Annotated in this window: 23 protein-coding genes and 4 pseudogenes; 12 read left to right on the top strand and 15 right to left on the bottom strand. The window is 68.2% G+C overall.

The features are described from left to right. Nucleotides 1-20: 20 nt before the first annotated feature. The 6 genes from ACH4TP_RS31550 to ACH4TP_RS31525 all read right to left on the bottom strand — a co-directional run bounded on the left by ACH4TP_RS31550 (nt 21) and on the right by ACH4TP_RS31525 (nt 5492). Nucleotides 21-698 carry a transposase family protein gene (locus tag ACH4TP_RS31550; RefSeq protein WP_398439827.1) on the bottom strand — a complete coding sequence of 226 codons (678 nt, stop codon included), beginning with the start codon at nt 696-698 and terminating at the stop codon, nt 21-23. A gap of 178 nt (nt 699-876) precedes the next feature. Further along, nucleotides 877-1176, bottom strand: a complete 300-nt coding sequence (locus ACH4TP_RS31545) for a hypothetical protein (protein ID WP_398439826.1) — start codon at nt 1174-1176, stop codon at nt 877-879. 18 nt (nt 1177-1194) lie between these two features. Then, complete coding sequence (locus ACH4TP_RS31540; RefSeq protein ID WP_398439825.1) at nt 1195-1806, bottom strand: hypothetical protein; 612 nt, start codon at nt 1804-1806, stop codon at nt 1195-1197. Between the two features lie 47 nt (nt 1807-1853). Then, a complete protein-coding gene (locus ACH4TP_RS31535) occupies nt 1854-2978 on the bottom strand; it encodes a tyrosine-type recombinase/integrase (protein ID WP_398439824.1) in 1125 nt (374 codons plus the stop codon). A 1316-nt stretch (nt 2979-4294) separates the two neighbouring features. Beyond that, nucleotides 4295-4858, bottom strand: a complete 564-nt coding sequence (locus ACH4TP_RS31530; protein ID WP_398439823.1) for a tyrosine-type recombinase/integrase — start codon at nt 4856-4858, stop codon at nt 4295-4297. Between the two features lie 286 nt (nt 4859-5144). Continuing rightward, nucleotides 5145-5492: a hypothetical protein gene (locus ACH4TP_RS31525; RefSeq protein WP_398439822.1), complete on the bottom strand. Its 348-nt coding sequence runs from the start codon at nt 5490-5492 to the stop codon at nt 5145-5147. A 336-nt stretch (nt 5493-5828) separates the two neighbouring features. Here ACH4TP_RS31525 and ACH4TP_RS31520 point away from each other — a divergent pair, with 336 nt between their 5' ends. Next, nucleotides 5829-6353: a hypothetical protein gene (locus ACH4TP_RS31520; protein WP_398439821.1), complete on the top strand. Its 525-nt coding sequence runs from the start codon at nt 5829-5831 to the stop codon at nt 6351-6353. A 92-nt stretch (nt 6354-6445) separates the two neighbouring features. Here the strand turns inward: ACH4TP_RS31520 and ACH4TP_RS31515 are convergent. Then, nucleotides 6446-6652, bottom strand: a pseudogene (locus ACH4TP_RS31515) (hypothetical protein); the annotation flags it as partial. Nucleotides 6653-6985: 333 nt separating this feature from the next. Between ACH4TP_RS31515 and ACH4TP_RS31510 the strand changes: the two are divergent. Beyond that, entirely contained in the window at nt 6986-7471 is a 486-nt protein-coding gene (locus ACH4TP_RS31510) for a hypothetical protein (protein ID WP_398439820.1), read from the top strand. A gap of 70 nt (nt 7472-7541) precedes the next feature. Here the strand turns inward: ACH4TP_RS31510 and ACH4TP_RS31505 are convergent, their stop codons facing one another. Both ACH4TP_RS31505 and ACH4TP_RS31500 read right to left on the bottom strand, forming a co-directional pair. Beyond that, nucleotides 7542-8078, bottom strand: a complete 537-nt coding sequence (locus ACH4TP_RS31505) for a hypothetical protein (protein WP_398439915.1) — start codon at nt 8076-8078, stop codon at nt 7542-7544. An 88-nt stretch (nt 8079-8166) separates the two neighbouring features. Beyond that, nucleotides 8167-8637 (bottom strand): annotated as a pseudogene (locus tag ACH4TP_RS31500) (ATP/GTP-binding protein); the annotation flags it as partial. Nucleotides 8638-8711: 74 nt separating this feature from the next. Here ACH4TP_RS31500 and ACH4TP_RS31495 point away from each other — a divergent pair. From ACH4TP_RS31495 to ACH4TP_RS31480, 4 genes are all read left to right on the top strand, one after another. Continuing rightward, the gene (locus tag ACH4TP_RS31495; protein ID WP_398439819.1) at nt 8712-9086 is read left to right on the top strand and encodes a DUF3027 domain-containing protein; all 375 of its coding nucleotides are present in this window, start codon (nt 8712-8714) and stop codon (nt 9084-9086) included. 422 nt (nt 9087-9508) lie between these two features. Continuing rightward, nucleotides 9509-9892 (top strand): DUF6479 family protein, encoded by a 384-nt coding sequence (locus ACH4TP_RS31490; RefSeq protein WP_398180603.1) that lies wholly within the window; start codon nt 9509-9511, stop codon nt 9890-9892. Between the two features lie 36 nt (nt 9893-9928). Next, on the top strand, nt 9929-11203 hold the full coding sequence (locus tag ACH4TP_RS31485) for an FAD-dependent oxidoreductase (RefSeq protein ID WP_398439818.1): 1275 nt from the start codon (nt 9929-9931) through the stop codon (nt 11201-11203). Nucleotides 11204-11467: 264 nt separating this feature from the next. Continuing rightward, nucleotides 11468-12022 carry a class I SAM-dependent methyltransferase gene (locus ACH4TP_RS31480; RefSeq protein ID WP_398439817.1) on the top strand — a complete coding sequence of 185 codons (555 nt, stop codon included), beginning with the start codon at nt 11468-11470 and terminating at the stop codon, nt 12020-12022. Nucleotides 12023-12153: 131 nt separating this feature from the next. Here the strand turns inward: ACH4TP_RS31480 and ACH4TP_RS31475 are convergent, their stop codons facing one another. Continuing rightward, entirely contained in the window at nt 12154-12609 is a 456-nt protein-coding gene (locus ACH4TP_RS31475; protein WP_398439816.1) for a hypothetical protein, read from the bottom strand. A 129-nt stretch (nt 12610-12738) separates the two neighbouring features. On the opposite strand from ACH4TP_RS31475, the gene ACH4TP_RS31470 reads away from it, so the two are divergent. Further along, nucleotides 12739-13362 carry a hypothetical protein gene (locus tag ACH4TP_RS31470; protein ID WP_398439815.1) on the top strand — a complete coding sequence of 208 codons (624 nt, stop codon included), beginning with the start codon at nt 12739-12741 and terminating at the stop codon, nt 13360-13362. Between the two features lie 23 nt (nt 13363-13385). Then, nucleotides 13386-13763 (top strand): annotated as a pseudogene (locus tag ACH4TP_RS31465) (transposase); the annotation flags it as partial. A gap of 62 nt (nt 13764-13825) precedes the next feature. Here the strand turns inward: ACH4TP_RS31465 and ACH4TP_RS31460 are convergent. Together ACH4TP_RS31460 and ACH4TP_RS31455 are read right to left on the bottom strand one after the other, a co-directional pair. Next, nucleotides 13826-14215, bottom strand: coding sequence for a nuclear transport factor 2 family protein (locus ACH4TP_RS31460; protein ID WP_398439813.1), 390 nt, complete (start codon nt 14213-14215; stop codon nt 13826-13828). Nucleotides 14216-14295: 80 nt separating this feature from the next. Further along, a complete protein-coding gene (locus tag ACH4TP_RS31455) occupies nt 14296-15537 on the bottom strand; it encodes an MFS transporter (RefSeq protein WP_398439812.1) in 1242 nt (413 codons plus the stop codon). Between the two features lie 98 nt (nt 15538-15635). Here ACH4TP_RS31455 and ACH4TP_RS31450 point away from each other — a divergent pair, with 98 nt between their 5' ends. Next, on the top strand, nt 15636-16211 hold the full coding sequence (locus tag ACH4TP_RS31450; protein ID WP_389238206.1) for a TetR family transcriptional regulator: 576 nt from the start codon (nt 15636-15638) through the stop codon (nt 16209-16211). A gap of 248 nt (nt 16212-16459) precedes the next feature. Beyond that, nucleotides 16460-16789, top strand: a pseudogene (locus tag ACH4TP_RS31445) (Tn3 family transposase); the annotation flags it as partial. A gap of 443 nt (nt 16790-17232) precedes the next feature. Here ACH4TP_RS31445 and ACH4TP_RS31440 read toward each other — a convergent pair. Then, the gene (locus ACH4TP_RS31440; protein ID WP_398439811.1) at nt 17233-18243 is read right to left on the bottom strand and encodes a quinone oxidoreductase family protein; all 1011 of its coding nucleotides are present in this window, start codon (nt 18241-18243) and stop codon (nt 17233-17235) included. A 276-nt stretch (nt 18244-18519) separates the two neighbouring features. Here ACH4TP_RS31440 and ACH4TP_RS31435 point away from each other — a divergent pair, with 276 nt between their 5' ends. Next, on the top strand, nt 18520-19005 hold the full coding sequence (locus ACH4TP_RS31435; RefSeq protein WP_398439810.1) for a hypothetical protein: 486 nt from the start codon (nt 18520-18522) through the stop codon (nt 19003-19005). A 206-nt stretch (nt 19006-19211) separates the two neighbouring features. Next, nucleotides 19212-20096, top strand: coding sequence for a recombinase family protein (locus tag ACH4TP_RS31430; RefSeq protein ID WP_398439809.1), 885 nt, complete (start codon nt 19212-19214; stop codon nt 20094-20096). Nucleotides 20097-20713: 617 nt separating this feature from the next. Here ACH4TP_RS31430 and ACH4TP_RS31425 read toward each other — a convergent pair. Together ACH4TP_RS31425 and ACH4TP_RS31420 are read right to left on the bottom strand one after the other, a co-directional pair. Further along, complete coding sequence (locus ACH4TP_RS31425) at nt 20714-22144, bottom strand: phospholipase A2 (protein WP_398439808.1); 1431 nt, start codon at nt 22142-22144, stop codon at nt 20714-20716. 269 nt (nt 22145-22413) lie between these two features. After that, on the bottom strand, nt 22414-22581 hold the full coding sequence (locus ACH4TP_RS31420; RefSeq protein ID WP_398439807.1) for a hypothetical protein: 168 nt from the start codon (nt 22579-22581) through the stop codon (nt 22414-22416). Between the last annotated feature and the right edge of the window lie 148 nt (nt 22582-22729).

Genomic DNA, 22729 nt, shown 5'->3' with positions numbered 1-22729 from the left:
ACTCGGAGACCGTCAAAGGATCATCGGGAAGGTACGTCCTCCGCGTTCCTCCCGGCGCTGATCCACAGGTTCTGAGCATTGCTCCGCTGGGCGAGCCAGGTGGCCAGGCTCGATGCCTCTCGATCAGGCAGGAGATCAATCGGCCGGCGGGTTTCGACGTCCACCAGGACAGTGCCGTAGTGGCGGCCCTTGCGGGTGGCGTACTCGTCGACGCCGACCACCCGCGGCGTCGGCACCTCCGGTTCGGGCAGCGCCTCGACCAGGCGCAGGACTGTGCTCCGGCTGATGGACACGTTGAGCACGGCAGCCAGGCGGGCGCCGGCCCGGCCGGCCAGGGCGAGGCCGACTGCGGTCAGTGTGGAACGCAGTCGCTCGGTGCGCTGACCATGCCTGCGGGTGAGGGCGGATATCTGCTCTACGAACGTCTGACGTGGGCACTTGGTGTTCCAGCATCGGAACCGCCGGACCCGCAGCTGGAGTACGACCCTTCGTCCGGCGGTCGGGACATCAGAGAGAAACCGTAGGTAGGAGCTGTGAACCCGGGTCGAGCAGACTCCGCATCCCGGACAGACAGCGCCGGCCGTGGTGCACTCCGCATCAAGGCGCACCTTCTCGATATCCACGTCCACCGACAGCACAGCAATATCCGCGATCGCCGGGAACAACAGCTCCTTCAACCTGAGTACAACGTCTTCCACGGCCTGGACTGTCAGCCCAGCGCCACTGACCACCGTCCATTTTCGGGCGACTTCGCGTACCATCCGGAAACGCTCAGCTGTCACTCACCGTGGCCACTGCACGGAAGCTGTGCCAGAACCCATCTCGTGCACAAAGTCAGCGGGCGTGAGAAGTCCGAAGGAGCGTGACCGCGTCGGATCAGTGACGGAATCTGGCGACTTCTCCCTCGATCCGAATCAGGAACTCCGTGATCGGGGCTGCGCCGCTGTCTGGAACGAGGGCAAGGTCTTGGGCGTAGATCGTCTCGTCTGCGGCCAAGGCCGCATCCTCGTCACCACGGCGCCAGGCATCACGGGAAGCGGCGAACAGGGGAGCAAGCCCTTCCCAGGCTGGGCCGGGTTCGAAGCGACAGTCGGACCAGAACATGTCACCGCTTTCGAGGACCAAGGTTCCCACCAGCCGCTCACCCTGTCTGAGCTGCCAACTCCGCTCCGCCATGTTCCCCTCCCGCAGTCGTTACTGATCGTTCGACTCTATGCCGTGGGCGTGGCCGCAGGGTCCCTGAACCTCCAGGACGACTGCCGTCCCGGCCACGGATCGGTCCTCGTGCATGGTGATCACTTGGCCGGGCTCAAGGTGCTGCCACTGCTGAGGGTCAAGGGGCGCGAGTCGCACCGAGGCTCGCCCGCCAGGTTCGAGGAAGGGCGTGTACTCAACCCAGAGCATGGCGATGTTGAGGGCCGGTTCGCCACTCGGGGTTCGGTTTCCGATGTTCCACATCGGTCGCAGGACGCCGGCACCAGAAATGGGCGTCTGCCGTCGAGCCTCGGCGGCCGGGCGGAGGGTGAGGTCGGCCCGGATGATGCCATTGCGGGTTTCGTAGCAGCGCCAGTGGCACCAGGCCGCACTCGTCTCCAACCGCATCTGTTCGGCAGCGGTGGCCAGGGTTTCCCAGAATCTGAGTGGAAGCGGTTGGACGTCTCCGAGTTCCTCCAGCAGGTCAAGGGCCACCTCCCACTCGTCGTGGGTGAGGTAGTCCCAGACGTCGGCCACCGTGATGTCGTTCTCGGTGGCGCTCTCCTCGGGAACGAGCAGGGAAGCGGCTTCCAGCAGCTTGGGAACATCCATGCCCCTGATTCTGACCCAGGCCACGTTCCTGGTGTTCGCAGTGCTGCTTACCTGTCTGTGGCCTGGGGTTTCTGATGGGGGATCGCAGGCATTCCGAGGGAGACAGGATCGCTGCGCTGGAAGCGGCGGGCCTGCTCGCGCTTGCTCCGCAAGAAGGTGAGCGTCAGATCGAGCCCTTCGATCTCGCCTCGCCAGTCCTCTTCGACAGCTCGTTTGCGGCGGGCGAGGAGGTCCTCCTCCAGCTCGTTGAGGCGAGACAGCATCTTCGGGTTGATGCTGAGCATCGGGCAGCGGATGCAGGCGTGTTCGTGAGCGCACGGGGTGCCGTAGGGGCGACCGCAGGAGCCGAGTTCCACGCGGCGCTTGTCGAAGTGCTCCTGGAAGTCCTCCCACTCGTCGCGGGTGGGCTCTCGGTACTCCTCCGTCGGCCGTGCTGCTCGGCGCCGGGCAAGGAACTGGTGGTAGTGGCTGATGACGTCCTCGTCGAAGACCGCGACGTAACCACGAGTGGTGCGGATGTCGAGGTGCCCGAGCAGGGCGGCGCCGATGTGAATGGGCAGGCCGTTGTTCACCAGCTCGGTCGCGAACAGCCGTCGGAAGTCGTGGGGCGCGAAGTGGACGTTGGCGAACTCCGGATGTGTGGCCGCCAGCTCATTGCACGCACGTCGGACGATGCGCCACACCGTCGTGCTGGACATGCCGCGTTGGCTGCCGCTGTGGACGGTTTGGAAGAGGTAGGTCAGCTCCTCGCTCCACACCTTCTCGTGCAGGTCGTATCGGGCGCAGACCGGGACGGTGCCGTGTTCCTCGCGGTGGCGGCGGATGACCTGGGCGATGACGTGGAACAGCTCGGCCGACATGGGGATGACACGTTCGCGGTCGCTCTTGGACGGGCTGATGACGAGGAGCGCGACGACCTCGCCGTTGGGACGCTGGTACTGCCTGACGCTGAGGTGGCTCAGTTCGGTGAGTTCCTCGGCGCGCAGGCCGGCCAGCCGGAGTGTCTCCACGACGGCCCACTGCCAGAACGCGGCGTTCTCGTCCTGGGAGACGCGTACGAGGTCGCCGGTGGTGCGGTTGACCACACGGACCGGGGGCCGGTTGTGACGCTCGTTGCAGGACACCCGCAGCCACGTGGTGCCGTCGTGTACGAACTCTTCGCCGGGGTTCACGCTCTGCGGCCTTGAGCAGTTCTCTGCGCTGGTGCCAGGTGTCGTTGACGTGCTGGGAGAGGATCGGCAGCAGCGGCTGACGGACTCGCGTGCGGTCGGCGACCCGTTCGTTCAGGCGGCGTCGACGCAGCTGGAAGTGGCGCAGGTCGGCGTCCCGGACCAGGCAGGGCGCGACCCATTTCGCCCATAGCTCGGGCTCGGCAACGGACCAGGTGTGCAGGTCGAGGTAGAGGGACCGGACCGCCAGCAGCGGGCCGTCCATGTCCAGGCGTGGCTTGCCGCCGGGCAGGACGAGCAGCTTCTCCTTCCACTGTGTGAAGGTCTCCCCCGACAGCCGCAGGTCGGCCTGCTCGGGATTGACCTCCTCGATCACCTTCCAGAACGTCTTGACTAGCCGGGTGATCAGGTGCCGCAGGGTCGAGTAGTCCAGCTCGGCGGAGCGGCGGCGTACGTACTCCACCAACAGGTCTCGCACCTCGCGGTTGCGCAGCTGATGGCGGTCTACGGCTTCCTCGATCGACAACTGCCCCCGGGTGACAGCAGCCCGCAGAGTTCGCGGAGCGGAGCGCGGGAACTGCCCCATTTCGTGCAGCACCGGCCAGGCCAGCGTGCCGGAGAAGGTGCCCGCCTCGGCGTCTTCCCCGGCCAGAGCATGGGTCCGGTATTCGACGGCGTAGTGCAGCAGGGCCTCGGGCGTGAGCCCGTCCAGGTCGATCCCGAAGACCGTCAGCGCATAGCAGACGTCGGACTTCGCCCGGCCACGGCGGGCAGAGCCGACGGGCATCTGATCGACCCGCTCGCAGAACTCCTTCAGCCACGGATCATTCGCGATGCTGCGGAACCACGGGGTGTAGCGGGTCAAGGTGTTGGAGCGCAGGCCCAGCAGCGTGGGGCGGATCAACCGCATGGCGAAGCAACGGCCCGCCGCCGCGCTCAGTCGGCGACTCGGGGCACGGTCGTCCCCAGCGACCCGGCCGACGGGAATGCCCGCGTCGTGACCGGTTGCTTCCCAGCGCTCCTGCCAGGTATCTCCGGGAAATCCGGCCAGGTGGCCGAGGAACTCCTGCATTTCCTGACGTGCTCGCCACGTCTTGGACCCGGCAGGCAGGAAGTGCCCGACGACCACTTCGGTGATCTCCTCCACCGAGGCCGTCGCGAAGTCACCAAGGGAGCGAGGCGGCCGAATTGGCCGTGGCGGAGGGGCGGGAATGATGGCATTAGGTTCGAAGTTTCCGGTCGACACCCGGCCTTCGGCGCTCTCATGGCGGCGGACCCGGTTGGTCGTCGGGCCTTGAAGCCGCAGGCTGTCGCCGACTTTAGCGCCCGGCACCGAACACCGCCTCGATGTCGCTCGCCTCGTATCGCTGCGGCCACGTGGCCGGCTGGACCGGCCGTGCGTAGTGCTCTGCGAGCTTGTCCACCAGGTCGTCCAGTCCGACCACGGTGTAAAGGGCCGTGGGGCTGATATGGGCATGTCGCAGGATCGTCTGCGCCTCCACCAGCGTCAGCTCCGGGTCGCGGGCGAGTCGGGTCGCGGCGGTGTGCCGCAGGTCGTGCAGCGTCCAGTTCGCCCCGATCGCTTCGTCCGCGCGCTGGATGATGCGGCGGGCCGCCCAGTAGGTCAGCGGTCTCGGCTGGCCGCGGCGGGTGCGCCAGAGTGGCATGCCGTCGGGTAGGAGCCCGGCCTCCTCCAGGTAGGCGGCGAGGTGGGCGAGGGCCTCGGGCGATACCGGAACCGGTTGTCGGGCCCGGCTGCCTTTGGAGATCACCCACAGCTGGCCCTTGGTCCAGTCGACGTCTCCGAGTTCAACCCCGAGTAGTTCGGAGGCTCGGGCGCCAGACGAGACGTAGCAGGACAGCAATGCCGGTCCCGTGCGCACTTCATCTGCGTGAACAGTTCGTCCCACTGGTGATCGGGCAGTGCCCGCGGTTGCCGGGCAGGCACCTTCGGCCGCAGCCGACCGCGCCGGTATGCGGCGCGAGCCTCGATCGGCGACAGGTGCGCGAGCGCAGCACGGCGTGCCCTGTTCTCAGGCACCGGGTTCACCACCGGACCCCGGCCGAAGTGCAGGTGAAAGACGTAGAACCCATGAACTGCCGAAAGGTTGTGAGCGATGGTCGCCGGCGCGTACCCGGCCCGAAGCGTCGTCTTGCCAGTCTTCGGGTTCACCGTCCCGGCCCGGTGGCCACCTGCCCGGCGCTGGCGCTGCGGGTTGCGGGTTGCGAGTTGCGAGTTGCGAGTTGCGGGTTGCGGGTTGCGGGTTGCGGGTTGCGAGCCGAACGGAGCCAGCCCACCAACGCGGCGGTCTCCGCCTCGGTGGCCTGCTCCCAGCCCACATCCAGTGCCCAGAGCACTCGGTACCAGCGCAGCAGGTCAAAGCCGTAGCTGCGACATGTCAGCGGGCTGACATCGCCCAGCATCCGGTCCCGAAGGTAACTGCTGACCGGCTCGATCTCCCGACCAGCAGCATCCACCACCCGCCACGGCAACGAAGGCGACTCGCCTTCTACCACCGCCCCCCATCCGGGGCATCCGTACCCGGCCGTCAATCAGATCTCGATGAATCGAAGGAGCTTCATACACCCCCGCATGCTCTTGAACCAAGGTCACGGAGTCGAGCCGTGGCCTGAGCTAGTGCAGTCAACTGACCAGGCGTTCCAGCAGCGTTGAAGGGTGCGCCAGGGGCCAAGCCGGGCTCGGATCGCGCGGATTGTCTTGGGCCGGCTGGGCAGCTGGGGCTGGTGGGACACGGGTGTGCCCCCCTCTTGTGGACGGTCACGTAATTCCCCAAGGGCTGTGGTCACGTAATTCTCCAGGTCCTGGCTGTGTGAGGGGCTACGTTGGTGAGCGTGACGACGCAGGGGCGGGTGTATCGGTATGTGGGTCCGGTTGAGTTGAAGGAGCTCGTCCGGGCGGGTGGTGAGGGTCGGAGCATGCGATCGTCGGCGGACTTCGTCGAGTGGGCCTCCGCACTGACCCCGGATGAGTTGGCCGAGCCGTTCACGTTCGTCGTCGATGCCGGCGGGGTGCTGCGACTGGCTCCGCGCCGCAGCGAGCACGTGGTGTGTGCCGGCGGCGAAGAGGTCCTGAGCGCCGGTGAGATGAGCTTCCGTGAGGAGTCCGAGCGGTGGGTGGTCGAGGAGGTCAGTAACCAGTCGACCGGCTACTGCCCGGACGTCATCTCATGGCCGGCCGTGGCCGAGGCCCTGGACCGGATCGGGATCGCGCGTCCGTCCAGCTTCACGCACGAGGTGGCCTTCCGCCGCTGCGGCTTCTGCCGGGAGCTCAACCTCGTGCGGGAGGAGGACTTCGTCTGCGTCTTCTGCGGCGAGGGCCTGCCCCGGGAGTGGAACGTTTCCGAGCTGGATCGCTAGGTGGCCGGGGGCTTGTCGTCGGGGTTCTTGGGACGCTTGTTCGGCCGGTAACTGGGGCCGTTCATGATCACCTGGTGGCTGGTGTTGATCACCCGGTCCAGCAGTGACTCGGCGACGACGGGGTTAGGGAAGAGCGGATACCAATCGCTGGGCGCCCGGTTGCTGGTGATGATCAGCGAGCGCGCGGGCAACGTCGAGGAGCCGGTACGCCTGGGCGCGGGTGGGGTCGGATTCCGCCCGGCAGTAGGAGTCCCAGCTGCTGTGTCCCAGGAGGAGCTAGACGCGGGCGGCGTGCGCATCGCGGACCCGGGCGGCGAGCACAGCCACGGAGTGCCGAACGTCGTCCATCGCCTCGCGCAACCCGGCCGTCATCTCCCGGGCGCGGTCCGCGGTCAGCGGCGGGCGCGCCGGTTCGGCGCGGGGTCCTGGCCCTCGTCGTGCTCGCCCACGACTCCATCGTCCTCCGGACGGCCGGGCCCGGCCAGGACGTAAGTGACCTCTGACAAGTGATCTTGATCGTTTGTCAGGTGAGTTTGACTTGCCCTGTCTCTCTGTCCGTGGACAGTTTCGGAGGACTCCGCGCAGGTAGGCCGACGTCTTCAGGCTCAAACGGCTCCTGCGAGGATGCAGCCATGGATGATGCAGATCTCCTCGAAGTGCTCCTCCTTTCCCTGGCCAGCGGGGAGAGTGTGTACTCGCGCTGGTGCTGGAGTTCGGGAGCTGATCTTGCGCACCATGTCCACGAGCTCGCGAAGACCGCCGAAGCTGACTGGGCTCATGAGGCGGTAGTGGGCGCCACTGGACCAACGGCTCTCAAGGAGATCGAGGCGGCCCTTCGTCCGGTCACGCGTGACACCGCAGCCGAGTTGATGGTCAACCTTTCCACCGACAGCCTGGTGTTCCCGGGGCATCCGCGGCGCGACGTCGCCCACGCAAGACGGGCTGCGACGAAGGCGATCTCGATTTTAGGCCCGGGGTCGGAGTGGTTCTCCAACATCGACGGTCTCTGGGAGAGCGGACGCGCATGGAATCCGGTCACCAGGCACACCTTCGACGGCGTAGTCGCCGGCCGGGGAGCCGGATTCGTTATCGCGCTCTTGCAGGTCGGCGAGGACTGAGAGCCTTGCTGGACCACGTGAAGGCCCCGAGACACCCGGACTCGTCCGGGAGAAGGCATAATCGCCCGACTCAAGCGGATTCGTCCTCGACTGCGTCAGGGTTCTCATAGAGGGCCAGCTCAGCCTGTTGCGCGCGGACGTTCCTGCCGTGGCAGCGAGGTGAGCAAGCGCTGCGGGGGCTGATCGCGGGCCGGATGAACTGGGCTCCGCAACCGGGGCAGGGCAGGACCTGTTTCTGGTCCGGGAGGATGCCGCTGCTGGAGGGCGCGCTCTTCAGGAGGTCGTCTCTGCGTCGGCATCGGGCCGAGCACCACCAGGGAGCCGGGCCGGCCTCGACGTTCGGTCTGGGTGGGCGGCTGCAGTACTGGCAGAGCAGGAGGTCGGGCGGTGTTGGTGGTGTGCGTTCGAGGACGTCCTGGAGTTCGACGGGGTCTCGTCCGGTCGCGGCGGCGAGTCGGGGCCAGCTGAGGGCGCCGGCCGTCATGGGACGGTCGCAGAGGTAGACGCGCAGGTAGAAGGGCTTGAGGTAGTTGGCCTGCGCGGGGCGTGCGACGAAGGTCTCGGCGCCTTCGCAGGGGCGGGGGAAGACCTGGATCGGCAGTACCACGACCGGACGGTCCAGTCCTTGCGCCGGTGGGTTCACCGGGTGGCTCTTCTGAACTGGGGAGCCTGGGTGCTGGCGGTGACGTCCAGGGGATGGCTTCGAGTTCGACTTGGGTGATCTTCTCGGTGCCGGTGAGGATGGCGTCGATCGCGGCTCCGCGGATCTGGTGGGAGAGGGCGCCGATCATGCCGCCGGTGCGGTCGTGGAGGTAGCGGTCCAGTGCGGCAAGGGTTCCCGGCTTGTGGTGGTGCAGCAGCAGGGTGTCCTCCATCGTCTTGACCAGGCCCTTCCACTCGTCGTTGTAGGGGAAGGGGCGGGTGGGGATGAGGGTGAGGCGTCCGGCGATCTGTGCGCCGCGAGTGCCCGAGAGGATCGAGCTGTGCTCGATGTCGATGCCGGCGTAGATGAACGTGGCGGGGATGTGCTCAGAGAAGTACTTCAGGGTGTCGGAGACCTCGGCGCCCTGGCGGGTGGTCAGAGAGATGTTGTGGACCTCGTCGACGATCACAAAACCGGTGCGGGCCGTGGTGCAGACACCGACGACGGCCTCGATGATGTCGGTTCGCCCACCTCCGCCGCCGCTACGCGAACCTGCCGACCCACCTTTGCAGGTGATGGCTGCGGTGCACTGGGCCGATGACCTGCGGCTCGCAGAAATCAGCTGGCGGCTGGCCACCGGTTCCGTGCAGATTGACCTTGCCAATTCGGCGAGAGGGTGGGGAACGGATGGCGTTGGGCAGGCCGCAGACGGACGGCAACGAAGATGCGGGGGACGACGTCCACAGACGCTGGTTGCAGCAGATCAGTCGCTCCACGGGGACCCCCGGCCACCGGGATGAATGGTTCGACGAGCAATGCGGCGGATGCCGGTTCTGGATCCCGCTGAGCGGAGATCTGGGCCTGGACTGGGGAGCCTGCACCCACGCCGCCTCTCGGTTCGACGGGCGCGTACGTTTTGAGCACGACGGTTGCGAACACTTCTCCGTCCGTGACGATGGCACCTTCGGCTGAAAGTGCCCGCTGGAGGCCGTCCCGATCCTGTCACCGGGATGATCTCCGGCTACGAAAATCTTGCCAGAGCCACGTTCACGTGTACGCCGACACCATCGTTCAGGCCGTCCACGCGCTGCTGACCTGCAGCTATTCAGGATGAAGACAGCTCGGTACCTGTAGCTTAGACATTCTCTGCTGTCGCCCGTGGGTGGGGCAGGAGGATTATCGCCTGCGTCGCGGTACAGGCCACGTTGCCTGTCCGGGGTGCCAGTGGCGGAGCCATCCAATGAATTTGCGGTGCGTGATCTACCGACCTCCACCCAGCCGCCTGCATCCGCCTCGCACCCGACGACGGAAGTCAGGAGTGTTGGCGTCGAGACCGGCGCCTCTCGGGTCGCCACTGGCCATCCTGGACAGGCTCAGAGAGATGGGATGCCTCCATGAACGCCCACATCCTTGGTACCGCGGAGACTGCGGCCGGCGTCTGGCAGTCCGGACTCGCCCAGGTACTCGGCGGTCTGATCGTGGTCGCCGTCCTCATCGGTGCCTTTGTGTTCGGTGTAAGAGTCAGGAACAAGGAACTCCCGCCCCCGGACCCCGAGTCGCAGCCACATCGGCCCGACACGGGACAGCTGCCGGGCGAGGTCTCCGAGTACCGCAAGCCCTCCGAGATGCCGCACACCGATGGTGAGCACCGCCTGATGCCGTACAACCTGAAGAGCTCCGGTGAGCCTGACACCGAACCGCCGAGTGAGGAGAAGCGTAAATGGCGCGGGATCTCAAGCGGTGGTTTCGGTAGCGGCGGCACCGGTCATGGTGACTGAACCCGACGAGCGACTCACCTGAAAGGGAGTTCCTCCATGGTCGTGGCAGGTAAGGAATGCGCCGACGTCGTCGTCATCGGGGCTGGTGCGGCTGGCCTTGCCTGTGCGGCGGACCTCGCCGCCTGTGGGCTCGCCGTCCGCCTCCTTGAGGCTGACGAAGCGCCCGGAGGGCGGATGCGCACCGATCGCGTCGCGGGTTTCACGGTCGACCGCGGATTTCAGGTCTTCAACACGTCGTACCCGCAGGTCAAGCATCGACTTGACCTGCGCCGGCTCCGGCTCCGGCGCTTTAACCCCGCCGTTCTCGTGTCCACCACGCGCGGGATGCGGCGCTACACCGATCCCACCCGTGATCTGCGTGGCAGCGGAGATCTACTGTCCGGCCGGGCGGCCTCACCCAGAGACTTGCTCGCCGTGGGAGCGCTGTCGGCTCGCGACATGCTGGAGCCCGCTGCCCTGCTGCGCGCCCGTCCCGACACCACGACCCACATCGCTCTTACGGAAGCCGGGGTGTCTCAGGATCTGATCGAGACCTTCTTCCGCCCTTTCCTCTCCGGTGTCTTCCTGGAAGAAGAACTGGACACCTCATCCCGTGTCTTCCACCTCGTTTGGCGTACCTTCCTGCGAGGCACTCTCTGCCTTCCCGCTGATGGCATCCAAGCCGTGCCCGCCCAACTTGCCTCCCAACTGCCCTACGGGGTGCTGTCGACCGAAGCGAGGGTCGACCGCCTCACTGACGATGGGGTGCAGTTCGCTGACGGTGCCGAGATCCACGCCCGGGCGGTGGTCGTAGCAACCGGGGCTCGTGCTGCGGCTCACCTCGTGACAGGCCTTCACGTTTCTACCGGTCGTACCGTGAGCACTATCTACCACGCTGCCGAACGCTCACCGCTGGCCGAGCCAACCCTTGTCGTTGATGCTGGCCGCCGCTTCTTGAACACCTGCGTCCTCACCGAGGTCCATCCTGGTTTCGCGACGGATGGCCGGGCCTTGGTGTCGACTTCCGTGCTCGGAGAGCTCTCTCCAGAACGAGACGACCGAATTCGAGAGGCTCTTGCCGAGGTGTATGGAGTGGACACCAAGTCCTGGGAAACCATCCATCAGATCACTGTGCCCGATGCCCTGCCGGCAATGCCCCCTCCGTATCCGTTGACTCGTACGACCCGTCTGAGTGCTGGCCGGTATGTATGCGGCGACCACCGGGCGACGGGGTCCCTGCAAGGGGCCCTCGCCTCCGGTGCCCGCGCCGCCCGGGAGGTCCTGGCTGATCTTGAGCATGGGCGCACCCGGACGGGATCGCGGAGCTGGTGAGCTGCCCGGCTCGCTTGTCCACTCATGGTGGGGCTGCGCCACGGGCGCGTTCCTGGCGAACAAGATCTGGAAGGTCGACGAGTCGATCGAGTCCGCGCACCTGAGCCGAGGTGCGAGCGTGGCGCCCGAGGAGGCGCCGATGACGATCCATGAAGGCCCGGTATCCGGCGCTGAAGGGACATGCGTCCGGTCCAACGCGCCGGTCGGGGCGATAGCGACAAGACCCGCACAAGTCGCCCATGCGGTCGATATGGGCGCCTCCTGATGTGTTTCGCCTCTGCAGCAGAGCACTACGCCCGCTTCCGCCCCTGGTACCCCGACGAGTTCTTCGCGCTTCTGACCGAGCGCTTCGGCCTCGACGGCACCCAGACGGCCATGGACCTGGGCTGCGGCCCGGGGATCTCCGCCCTGCCGCTGGGACCCCACGTCGCCCGCCTCTACGCCATCGACCCCGAACCCGGCATGCTCGCCGCCGGAGCCCGTCTTGCCATCGAGCGGAACATCACGAACATCGAGTGGGTCAACGGCGACTCCACCCAGATCACCACCCTGGGCCTGCCCCCGATCGATCTGTGCGTCATGGCCAAGTCGTTCCACTGGTTCGACCGACCCCGCGTCCTGGCCGACCTCGACTGCCTCATCACCCCCGGCGGCGGCATCGTCATCGCCTCCGCCGGCCCGCCCGGCACCACGCCCCTGCCCGCCTGGGCGCCCGTCATCGCTCAGGTCCGCACCACCTACCTCGGGCCCGTACGCCGCGCAGGCACCGGCACCTACCCCGAACCCGAAGACCGCTTCACCGACACCCTGTGGCATTAACAGCCTGAACTGGCCCCACTTTTCCGGTTCCGGGTGGCCCCGTGTGGCCATGCAGAGAGTCAGTGTTCCTGCTTGAGGCGGCCCCGGGTTCCGGTTTCGCGCGGCCCCAGCCGACCCTGATCAACCGAGAATCAGGAGTCGACCTCTGAGTCACGCGCCCATCCCTCGCGTGGCCGCAGCTTCGCCAGGATCTGTCGGGCTTCGCTGCGGACCCCGGCGTCGGGGTCCGTTGCCAGCTCTCGGTACTGCTTGATCAGCCGGTCCGCACCTTCGGTCGTCATCCATTCGGGGTTGCAGTCCAGGGCAGCACCGAGATGGTCCACCGCGTCGTAGTTGCCCGCCTGGCTGTAGGCCAGCAGGACATAGCGCAGGCCGATGGTGTCTTTGCGTTCGAGCAATGCCTCGGCTGTTTCCTGGATGACCCAGGTGTCCTGGGCGTCCAGGAGAAGACGGTGGATGACGTCCGCCACTTCCTCGATCTTGTCCGAACCCGCGAGCTGCCGCCCAGCCGCCCCGCGGACAGACCATGCCGGCGAGTCGGCATCCTGAATCGCGGTGCTCAGTTCTTGATCATCGAGGGGTGCCATGCCCCCCAGCCTGCCACGAAATGTGTCGATGCCCAGGAGATTATGGCTAAGGGCTGTCCCGTAACTGGGCAGTGCCTCCTTGCCGATTTCGGATCGGGCCGTGTCGGTGGCTGGTGACAGGATCGAGGGGTGCTGATCAAGGGATACGACGTCGGCCCGTTGGTGGCGGGCGAGTCACTGCTGGCCCGCCCGGGCTTCTGGTCGAACTACCTTCTGGCAATGTGCAGCAACGGTGGGTGTGCTGAGCGGCCGGTTCCGGAGTGGTTCGGTGAGGACGGCGCCGATGTCGATGCCCTGTCCGAGGTCCTCTTCGATTCCGAACGCTGGCCAGCGTTCAGGGTGCCGGCAGAAAACGGCCCCGGAGCCGTGGTGGTCTACCGCAACCTGGATGGCGACTGTGGCACCGACTACCTCCTCACCCATCCAGGCAGAAGCTGTGTCGAGCAGATCGCCAGCTGGGACGGAGACTTCTCGGGCACGGGGCTGACATGGCGCGAACTGATCCGGATCACTGACAGCCCGTCCCTTTCGGCCGAAGGCATCCAGGACACAGCCATCCGCTTCCTGCTGCTGCTTCCCCTCCTCACCGACCCGGACGTGCCGGAAGCAGCATCGGCAAGGCTCATCGCCGCCCTGGTCGTAGTCGGCGCGCCGCAAGACACCGCTTCCATCACGGCAGAGCACCTGCTGGCCCACCTCACGAAGAGATCCGGACACGACCTCATGTGGGCGTCTCCGCTGAGCGGCAGCTGAGAGGCGGGTCGGTTGCCAGTCACCCCCAGGTCGTCATCGACGCCGACACCCGTCTGGTCGTGGTGGTCGGCCGGCCGCTCGCCGGGAACCGCGACGACTGCAAGGCGTAGGAGGAGTCCGGTGCCAAGGCCGCCGTCGGCAAGACCCTCACGATCGCCGACGGCGGCTACCCGGGCACCGGACTGGTCATCCCACACCGCCGCGAACGCGGCCAGAGCGAACTCCCGGCCTGGAAAGAGGACCACAACAAGTCTCACAAGCAGGTCCGTGCCCGCGTCGAGCACGTTTTCGCCCGCATGAAGACCTGGAAGATCCTCCGCGACTGCCGCCTCAAAGACGAAGGCGTCCACCACGCCATGCTCGGCATCGCCCGGATGCACAACCTCGCCCTCGCCGGATAGGCAAGCGGGCCGCATGGCGGCCCACTCCCACGGCGGCCCGGAGATCATTTACGGGACAGCCCTTAGCCGGCGAGCTGGGCCTGGAAGACGGCGTGGTTGAAGTACGCCTTGGCGTCCTGGATGAGGCCGTCCTCGGCCAGTTCGTAGATGTTGATGCCGGACCAGTTGACCGGCTTGCCGCTCAGGGCGACGGCGGCGCCGCGCCAGGAGACGGCAACCCGGCTGCCGACCGTGTGTGCTTCGAGGGGGGTCAGGCCGAGGAAGGGCTGGAAGTTGGGCAGCACGGAGGCGATGAAGTCGTGGATGGCAGCGCGGCCGATGATCGGCGGTGTGCCGACCGGATCGTGGAAGGCTCCGTCCTCGGCGAACGCCGCGGCCCAGGCGGTGGCGTCGCCGTTCTGCGAGGCACGGAAGAACTGCGCTACCGCCGAGGGCATGGCCGGGAATGACATGGAAGATCCTTCGGGTCGGAGGTGGGGAGCACAGTGGTTCGAGGCGGTTGGAGGGGCCCGTACCGCGGGACGGTCGCCTCTCACCGGGCGAGCGTCCCGGACCGGGGCTCGGTACCGGCCTGCCGCGCGGGCGCGCCGGTGAGGCAGACGACGAGCGCGAGGAGAGCCAGAACTGCCATCAGGGCGCACACGCCCAGCCAGCCTGTCTGGGCGTAGGCGCGGATCCCGAGCCAGGAGCCGGCGCTGCCGCCGAGGAACGAGCAGGTCATGTAGGCGGTGTTCAGTCGGCTGCGGGCCTCGGGCCGCAGGGCGAAGATGCGGGCCTGGTTGGCGACCTGGCTGCACTGCACCGCGATGTCGAGCAGCAGCAGCCCGACTGCCAGGGCCGCCAGCCCGACCCAGGAACCGGCCGCGCCCAAGGTCAGGACCGCGGCTGCGGCGAAGGTGCCCAGGATGCACCACAGGCTCACTCGGTCCGCGCCGTGCCGGTCCACCCACCGCCCGGCCACCGGGGCGCAGACCATACTGGCCGCGCCGATCAGCGCCAGCACACCCACCGCCCGTGAATCCAGGCCGTAGCGGGATCCGGTGACCAGCAGGGCGAGCACGGTCCAGGCGGCGCTGAATCCGCCGAAGAGGGTGGCCTGGAAGAGGGCGGAGCGCCGTAGGCCCGGTTCGGTGCGCAGCATCCGCGCGCTGGCCGCGAGCAGGGCGGTGTAGCGATCCCGCGTGGCCGGGGCGGTATTGGGCAGGGCGACATGGAGCACGAGGGCCAGCAGGACGGTGAGCGCCGCCGCGACCAGATACGGTGCGCGCCAGCCCAGTTGCTCGCCGAGCGTGCCGCCGAAGGTTCGGGCCAGCAGGATCCCGCCGATCAGCCCGCCTTGCAGAGTTCCGATGACAGCACCACGGCGGTCGTCTGCGACCAGGCCGGCCGCCAGGGGAAGCAGCAGCTGCGGAACCACCGTCGCCACCCCGACCACGGCACTGGCCGCGAGCAGGGCGCCGGTGGCCGGAGCGAGGGCGGCCGCCAGGAGAGCGAGACCCGTCACGGCAAGCAGCACGGTGATCAGCGGTCGGCGGGAAAGACGGTCGCCGAGGGGAACCAAGAAGAAGATCCCGACCGCATAGCCGAGCTGGGTCACCGTCGCCACCGTCGCCGCCGTGCTCGTGGCGACATCGAAACCGTCGGCTATCAGCGGGGTAAGGGCCTGCGGGAAGTAGACATTCGCCACGCTGACCCCGCAGGCCAGCGCCATGACCAGCGGCAGGCGACGGGGCAGGACCGGCACGTGGGCGGTCGACGGATCAGGGAAGGGCATCACAACTCCAAGCGAACGAACTAGATGGTTCGGAATGAGGCAAGAGTCGCAGACGACTCCACGGTCGGTCAAACGAACCAGTTCGTTACCATCGATGTATGGCCTATGACTCGAACGCGACGAAAGAGCGGATCCTCGCGGCAGCAGCCGCAGAGTTCGCCCAGCACGGTGTGGCCGGTGCCCGCGTAGACCGCATCGCCGCCCAGGCCAGGGCCAACAAGCGGGCCATCTACGACTACTTCGGCGACAAGAACAAACTCTTCGCCGCCGTGCTGGAACGCCTCATGGCCGACCTCGCCCAGGCCGTCCCGCCCGGGAACGAAGATCTCCCCGAATACGCCGAGCGGCTCTTCGACTACCACCGCACCCACCCGGAAGCCCTGCGCCTGCTCATGTGGGAAGCCCTCGAACTCGGCGACCAGCCCGTCCCCGGGGAAGAAGCCCGCACCCAGCACTACGACGACAAGATCCGCGCCACCCAGTCCGCCGACTCGGACGACGCGGCCCGCAACCGTCTGTTCCTCACCCTCGGCCTGGTCGGCTGGAGCCTGGCCATGCCCCAGCTCCGCCGCATGATCCTCGGGCCCGACCACACCCTCGACCAGCTCCGGTCCGCAATCACCGCAGCAGTCCGCACCCTGCCCGGATACGACGAAACCGCTCCGCGACCTTGACGCCGCACCGCCCTCCGCTTGACGTGTACCGAACCAAGGCGCCCGGGCCTATCACCAACCATTGCCAACTCGACATCCCCGCCCTCACGACGGTGCTACCCGTGCTGTCCGGCGCCTGGCTTTGTACGCGAGAACGAGGTTCTGGCACAGATCTCGGGGAGCCGTCGCGGAGCGTTACCTCGATGTTCGATCGCGAGGAGTCCGGCTCGTACGGGGCGGTCGAGGTGGTGGCGAGAGGCCGCACGGCCGGGGCGGCGTTCGCCGAGTACGGGCGGATCGCCAAGACCGAGCACCTGCCGCGAGTGGTCGACCCGGTCGACGACACCTACCGCCGTCAGATGAACCGGCAGCCCACCGTGTAGGAGTCCCGCCACAAGCCGGCGAGGGACGTGTGCCACGGCAAGCGCGGCACCATCCACCAGGCGTACCGCGATGGCATGGAGGACCAGCTCGGCGCGCTCGGCCTGGCCCTCAACGCCATCGTGCCCTGGACCACGAAGTACACCGACGCCGCCGGCGCCCTGCGCCCACTGCGCGACCCGGACGCGCCGGAGCTGGACGAGGACGACGACGGGGGGCCAGCCGGACCAGTCGTGGCCGACCAGCGCGGTGATGAGCTTGCGGGCCCTCGCCCTGGTCAGCCGCTTCGCGGCCGTCGCGCACCGCTGCCGGGGAGCGCGCGGGGCGATGTCACCGCCCTTGATCACCTTGGCGAACTCGGCGTCGAACCGCTCCTTGCCGACCTCGACCTCCTTGGCGAACGTGGTCAGGTACTTCACCTGCGTGGCGATCGTTTGCTCCGTCTTGCGGTGAACCAGGTGTTCTGCCCGGGAGGTTGTGGACGGGCGAGCCAGGTCCCGGCTGAGGAAGCTTGAAGGGGTGTGACCCGGATACGCCGGAAACCCGCCAGAACTTGATCTTGGCCTGCTGGGTGCCTGACGCTGTCGGGGATCTTGGCGATGCCGGTCGGCCATGCCCTCGACATCCCAGTCTCCAAGATCCCCGACCTCGTCACCCGCGATCAGCTCTGCGTCTCCTCGCGGCGTCCCGTAGCGGCCGCATCGGGTATGACGAGCAGCTTGCCGGTGGTACGCCGAGCCTCCAGATCGCTGTGGGCCTGGGCGGCCTCGGACAAGGCGTAGCGGCCCGTCACGGTGACCTCAAGCGCCTTGGAGCGCACCCACTCGAACACATCGGCGGCCCGTCGGAGCAGTTCGGACCGATCGGCGATGAAGTCCCCGAGGCTGGGCCGGATCAGGGTCAGCGAACCGCCGTGGGCAAGCCGGATCGGATCGAACGGCGGTACGGCACCACTTGCCGCGCCGAAGAGCACGAGATGGCCGCGGGGTCGCAGGCTGGCGAGGCTCGCATCGAAGGTGTGCGCGCCGACACCGTCGAAGACGACCGGCAGTCCCTGACCGCCGTTGAGCCGCCTCACCTCGGCCGCGAGATCGTCGACCGCGGAGGAAAGGATCACCTCGGCGGCCCCGGCGCGCTTCGCGAGCTCGGCCTTCGCCGTGGTCGACGTCGTGCCGATCACCCTGCCACCGAGATGGGTGATGAGCTGGGTCAGAAGCAGCCCCATGCCACCGGCGGCCGCATGCACGAGCACCGTGTCGCCCGCCTGGACCGGGTAGGCGTCCTTGACGAGGTAGTGCGCGGTCATGCCTTGGAGGAGCACGGCGGCGGCTGTCTCGAAGCCGATGTCGTCGGGCAGCGGCACCAACCGGGAGGAGTCCACGACGGCCCGCTCGGCATACGTGCCGGGAATCTCCACCCAACCGACCCGGTCCCCGACCGCGACGTCAGCGACGCCGGGTCCGACTTCGACGACCGTACCGGCGCCCTCAGCGCCCGGGGTGAAGGGCAGCGGGAGGCTGTACCGGCCTTCGCGGTGGTAGACGTCGAGGAAGTTGACTCCGGATACGGCGACCTCCACGACCGCCTCGCCCGGACCCGGCCGCGGCTGGTCCACCTCGGCCTCCCGCAGCACCTCGGGACCGCCCACTTCGTACACCTGTATCGCTCGCATGGCCCTCCAATAACGGCTCATCCCCCACCAACCCCGTTGATGGCGATCCGATTCCCGGCAAGCAGACCAGCACGCCGCCTCCGCCGAGAGCGGAGACGCCTGCTCAGCACTCGGGTCCGGGACAGGAGACCGAGGCCGTCAAGGGTCGACGAATGCACCACCCGCCGCTTCCGCACCGCCGTACGGCCACCCACCATCAACGGGTTGCGGACGACCGTCTTGTTCGGACCTCGGGCCCGTCTTGTTCGGACCTCGGGCCCGGCAGCTTTCCGCACGATGGTGGACACCCGGATCGCGGACCTCCGGCTCGTCCTGGACCGGCTCAGCTACCTTCCGCTCGCCCGGGTCATGGACTCCCGCCGGGTCGGGTTGTACGGGTGCTCCGCAGGAGCCACGGCGGCGGTGGACGCGGCCCGTGACGACCGTCGGGGCGGCGCGGTGGCGAACCTGGAGGGCTATCTCGACCTGCCCTCGACGCCGGTCGGCCTCGACCAGCCGCTGCTGCTGTTCCGCACCGACGGATTCGACGGCGCCGCCCGAATCGAGTCGTCCTGGGCGGGCCTTCCCGGCCACCGCGTGCTGCTCCCCGACGCGAACCACTGGGCGTTCACCGACTACGGCTCGCTCGTCCCTCGACTCCAGACTTCCGGTCTCGTGACAGCGACGGCGCGGACCGCGCTCGTCAGTACCGGCGACCCTGCGGTGACACTCGCTGAGGTACGGCGCCGGGTGGGGACCTTCTTCGCCCGTCATCTGTCGTAACGGGACTACGAGGCGGCGGCGAGCCGCCCGCTCCAACCACAGGTGCGTCGGTCGCCCGTCGGCAAACGATGGCGAGCTCAAGCGGTCAGCGCATCACCGCAATCCGGGGGTTCACGGCGCCGCGAATCCCATCAGATCCGATGGTGACTGCTGACAGGGTTTGACGACAGACAGGGCCCGATCCTCCGTGCGGAAGGGGCCCCTCGGTGGTGAACCTGGTCTACAAGCGGGTCTCGACCGACCAGCAGTCCACCGTCCGGCAGAACCTCGTCCTGGACGAGGCCGCGATCGAGGACCCGGTCGTCTTCGAGGAGGACCCGGGAACCTCCAGCCGCCTCCACCCCCTCCAGCGCCCCAAGTTCCGCGAGCCGCTGACTTACGCGCGGCCGGGCGACACCCTGCACATCTCCGAGATGTTCCACCTCGTACGCGGCACCGGCCGCATCCTCGACGTGCTCGATGTCCTCCACCGCGACCAGGTGGCGCTGCGCATCCACGACGGCGCGTTCTCCGCGATGGACCTCACCGCCCGCCACCCGCGCACCGGCGAGCTGCTGTCCACCGTGAAGTTCATGGTGCAGACCCTCGCGGCCGCCGGCGAGCCTCAGCGCGACCTCCAGCGCGAGCTGACGTACGACGGGCTGCGCGCCGCCGAGGCCAAGGGCAGCAAGGGCGGGCGCCGCCGCCCCGCGATTGCGGCCACGAAGACCGACGACGTACGCATCGCATACCTGGAAGGGCGCTCCATCGCCGCCCTCGCCCGCGAGCACAGGGTCAGCCGCGGCGCCATCCGCACGGCCGTCGCCGACCTCCTACCCGACCACCCCGCCGACGAGGAGGACGTGCCCGCCCCGGAGCTGCCGGCCACCCTCGATATGCCGGGCAAGGTCGCCGACTACCTCCGCACCACCGAACTGGAGCCCGCCGAGCGTGCCGCGCTCGACGAGGGGACGTCCGTACGGCGCGGCCAGTGCTACACCCTGCGCGCCAGCGCCGCGCCAGGGGTCCACCGCCAGGACCTTCCCGCGGTCCCGGCCCAGCGCAAGGCCCGCCGCGAGTACGAGAACAGGGTCAGCGCCCTCACACCCTGAACAAGATCGTTCTCACCGATAACCGCTGTACCGATGTTCCCCGAGGCCGGAGACCATCCGCGACAACCTCCCCCCGGCCCAGCAGGCTGGGCCCCTACAAGCCCTACCTGGAGCGATGCTTCACCGAGGAATGCGCCAGCGTCGCCCGACTGCACGGCGAGCTGGTCTCCGAGCCCGCCCCGGTCACCTACGGCATGGTCCGGGCCCACATCGCCATCTTGCGCGGGGCACCGTCCGCCGCATCGCTACGGCAGGTGACCGGACGGCTCACCCGACATCCCACGTCCCTGACCGAGAAGGACCGGGCCGGTCTGAAAGACGTCCTGGCCCGCTGCCCCGAACTGGACACGACGGCCGGACACGTCCACGACTTCGGCGAGATCCTCACCGACCGCCTCGGCTCCACACTCCCCACCTGGATCCGCGCTGTCGGCGCCAGCGGGCTGCCCGGCCTCACCGGCTTCGCGCTGCACCTGCTCCGAGACCCTGATCGTCTGGACGGCGATCTCCCTCAGGACCCGCTGCCGGCCCTGGGGTGCCTCCCCCGACGCGCAAGGGTGCGGCGGCCTGTGAAGCCCGCCGCACCCGCGCCTCAGCGAAGAGGTCCAGCGCATCGATCAGCCGAAGAGGACGACCGTCGCCCGCACCTCCTGTGCGGCGGCGTCGCAGGCTGCCACCATGAGCGCCGGCCGTTCCACGATGTTGCTCCCCTCTCCGAGCGGACGCCTGCACTCGTTCGACATGTCCTTCAGGAACACCTCGTCCGTCTGCGCCTTGGGGCCCCCGATACCGGTGCCGGTGAGACCGATGACGCCGTTGCGGAATCCGTCCTCTCCCAGAAGGTCCCGGAAGTTGCGGTAGCCGAAGTCGTGCCGCATGCAGGCGGGACGGAGATCGAAGCCTGCGCCGCTCTTCAGCTTGTCCTTGATGACGTTGCAGCCGTTGGCGGACCAGTCGAAGCCGTACGGGTCGGGCCTCTTGTTGGCGACGTGGTCCGTGCGCGCCCACTGCCAGGCGTTGAAGCCGGTCCAGCCCTCGGTCATGAGCTCCTGCATTCGCTGCAGCCGCTGCTCCGGCGTGATGGACGTCGCCTCCACCATGCCGGCCAGCTGCTGCCACTGTCCGGGGGCGACGTACCGGGACACCGTGGACCGGTCCGGCGACGCCCCGTAGACCTGATCGACGCCGACCGTGAAGGTGGCGCCAGGGCCGCCGGCTTGGGTCCAGCTGTCCGGCTGGCCCTCGTAACGCTTCAGGTCACCGGTCTCCGGGGCGGTGGCGTAGAGACCCGCGCCGCCGCCGTACAGTTCCGCGACCGGTCCGCCGATTCGGGTCCAGTCGGTGCCCGCGCCCGTCCACTCGCTGACCGAGGAGCGGTCGGGGGCCAGTCCGTACAGATGGTTGCCGCTCACCGCGAAGGTGGCGCCGGGGCCACCGACCTGGGTCCACCGGCCCGGCTCACCGTCGTAGCGGTAGAGGTCACCGGTGTCGGGATTCGTGGCGAACAGCCCGGCCGGTCCGGCGTACAGGTGCCCGGCGGGTCCGCCGATGGTCTGCCAGTCGTCGGCGCCGGTGCCGGTACGCTCGCTGACCGTGGAGCGGTCGGCGGACAGGGCGTACACGGTGTCGTCGCCGACCGCGAACTCCGCGGCCGGGCCGCCTGCGCGGGTCCACTTGTCCGGCTCGCCGTCGTAGCGGTAGAGCTCGCCGCTGTCGGGGTCGGTGGCGAAGAGTCCCGCGCCGCCGGCGTACAGCGCCGTCGCCGGCCCGCCGATCTTCTTCCAGGTGTCACGGAGCTTGTCGGCCTCGTACACCGTCTCGTAGACGGCCGAGCCGTCCTGCGCGAGGGCGAACGCCGACTGGCCCGCGGACACCAGGCTGCCCACCCGGTCCGGGGCAGCGGACTCGTCCGCCGTGAGGCCGGTCATGGGGCTCGTGGCCGAAGCCGCGGTGGTGGAGATGGCCGGCGCAATGTGGGTGGCACCGCCGAATCCGAGAATCGCCGCGACGGTGAGGGCGGCGGTGGCGGTGCGGAGCGTGTTTCTCATCGGAATTCCTCTCATAGGACGTCCGCAGACGTGCAACCGGCTTGTGGAAGGCGGTCACGGGTCGTCGTCTCGAGGGACGTGGTCAGCGGATGACGGGGAGGGGGAGGGGGGAGGGGACTCGAAAGGCCCACGTGGGAGCCGTGGTCGTCCCCTGCCGCCCCTCACCCGTCGTGCGGGCCTGCCAGGCCGTCAGCCGGTCTTGTTGATCTCATGTCCGCCCCGTGTCGGCATGTGATCGAGGCAGGCCGATGCGTGACCGGTCCGGATGCCTACCAGGTGGGGCCGGAGCGCGGCTGCTCCGCGCGCCGGCGGGCTTCCTCCTCGGCGATACGGGCCTGGTACTCGGCCTCCTGTCGGGCCTGGAACTCGGCGTGCTCGCGCTCGGCGCGCTGTCGGCACTCCTCCATGAAGCGGATCTCGTCGTCGCTCGAGGGCATGAGGGTTTCTCCTGTCTGAGGTTCTCGCGGTGGATTCCGGACGGTCCAAGGCCGCCTGTCCAAGGGGCGCGGCCGACTCGGGCGGAGCCGGCCGAGGCTCGACGACCTCGCCCCGCACCACGAGTTTTCGCTGCTGGGAGGTTGTTGC

Origin of the sequence: Streptomyces sp. NPDC021012 (assembly GCF_044333355.1) — a bacterium.
Lineage (GTDB): Bacteria > Actinomycetota > Actinomycetes > Streptomycetales > Streptomycetaceae > Streptomyces.
This window is presented reverse-complemented; position numbering and strand designations above follow the sequence as displayed.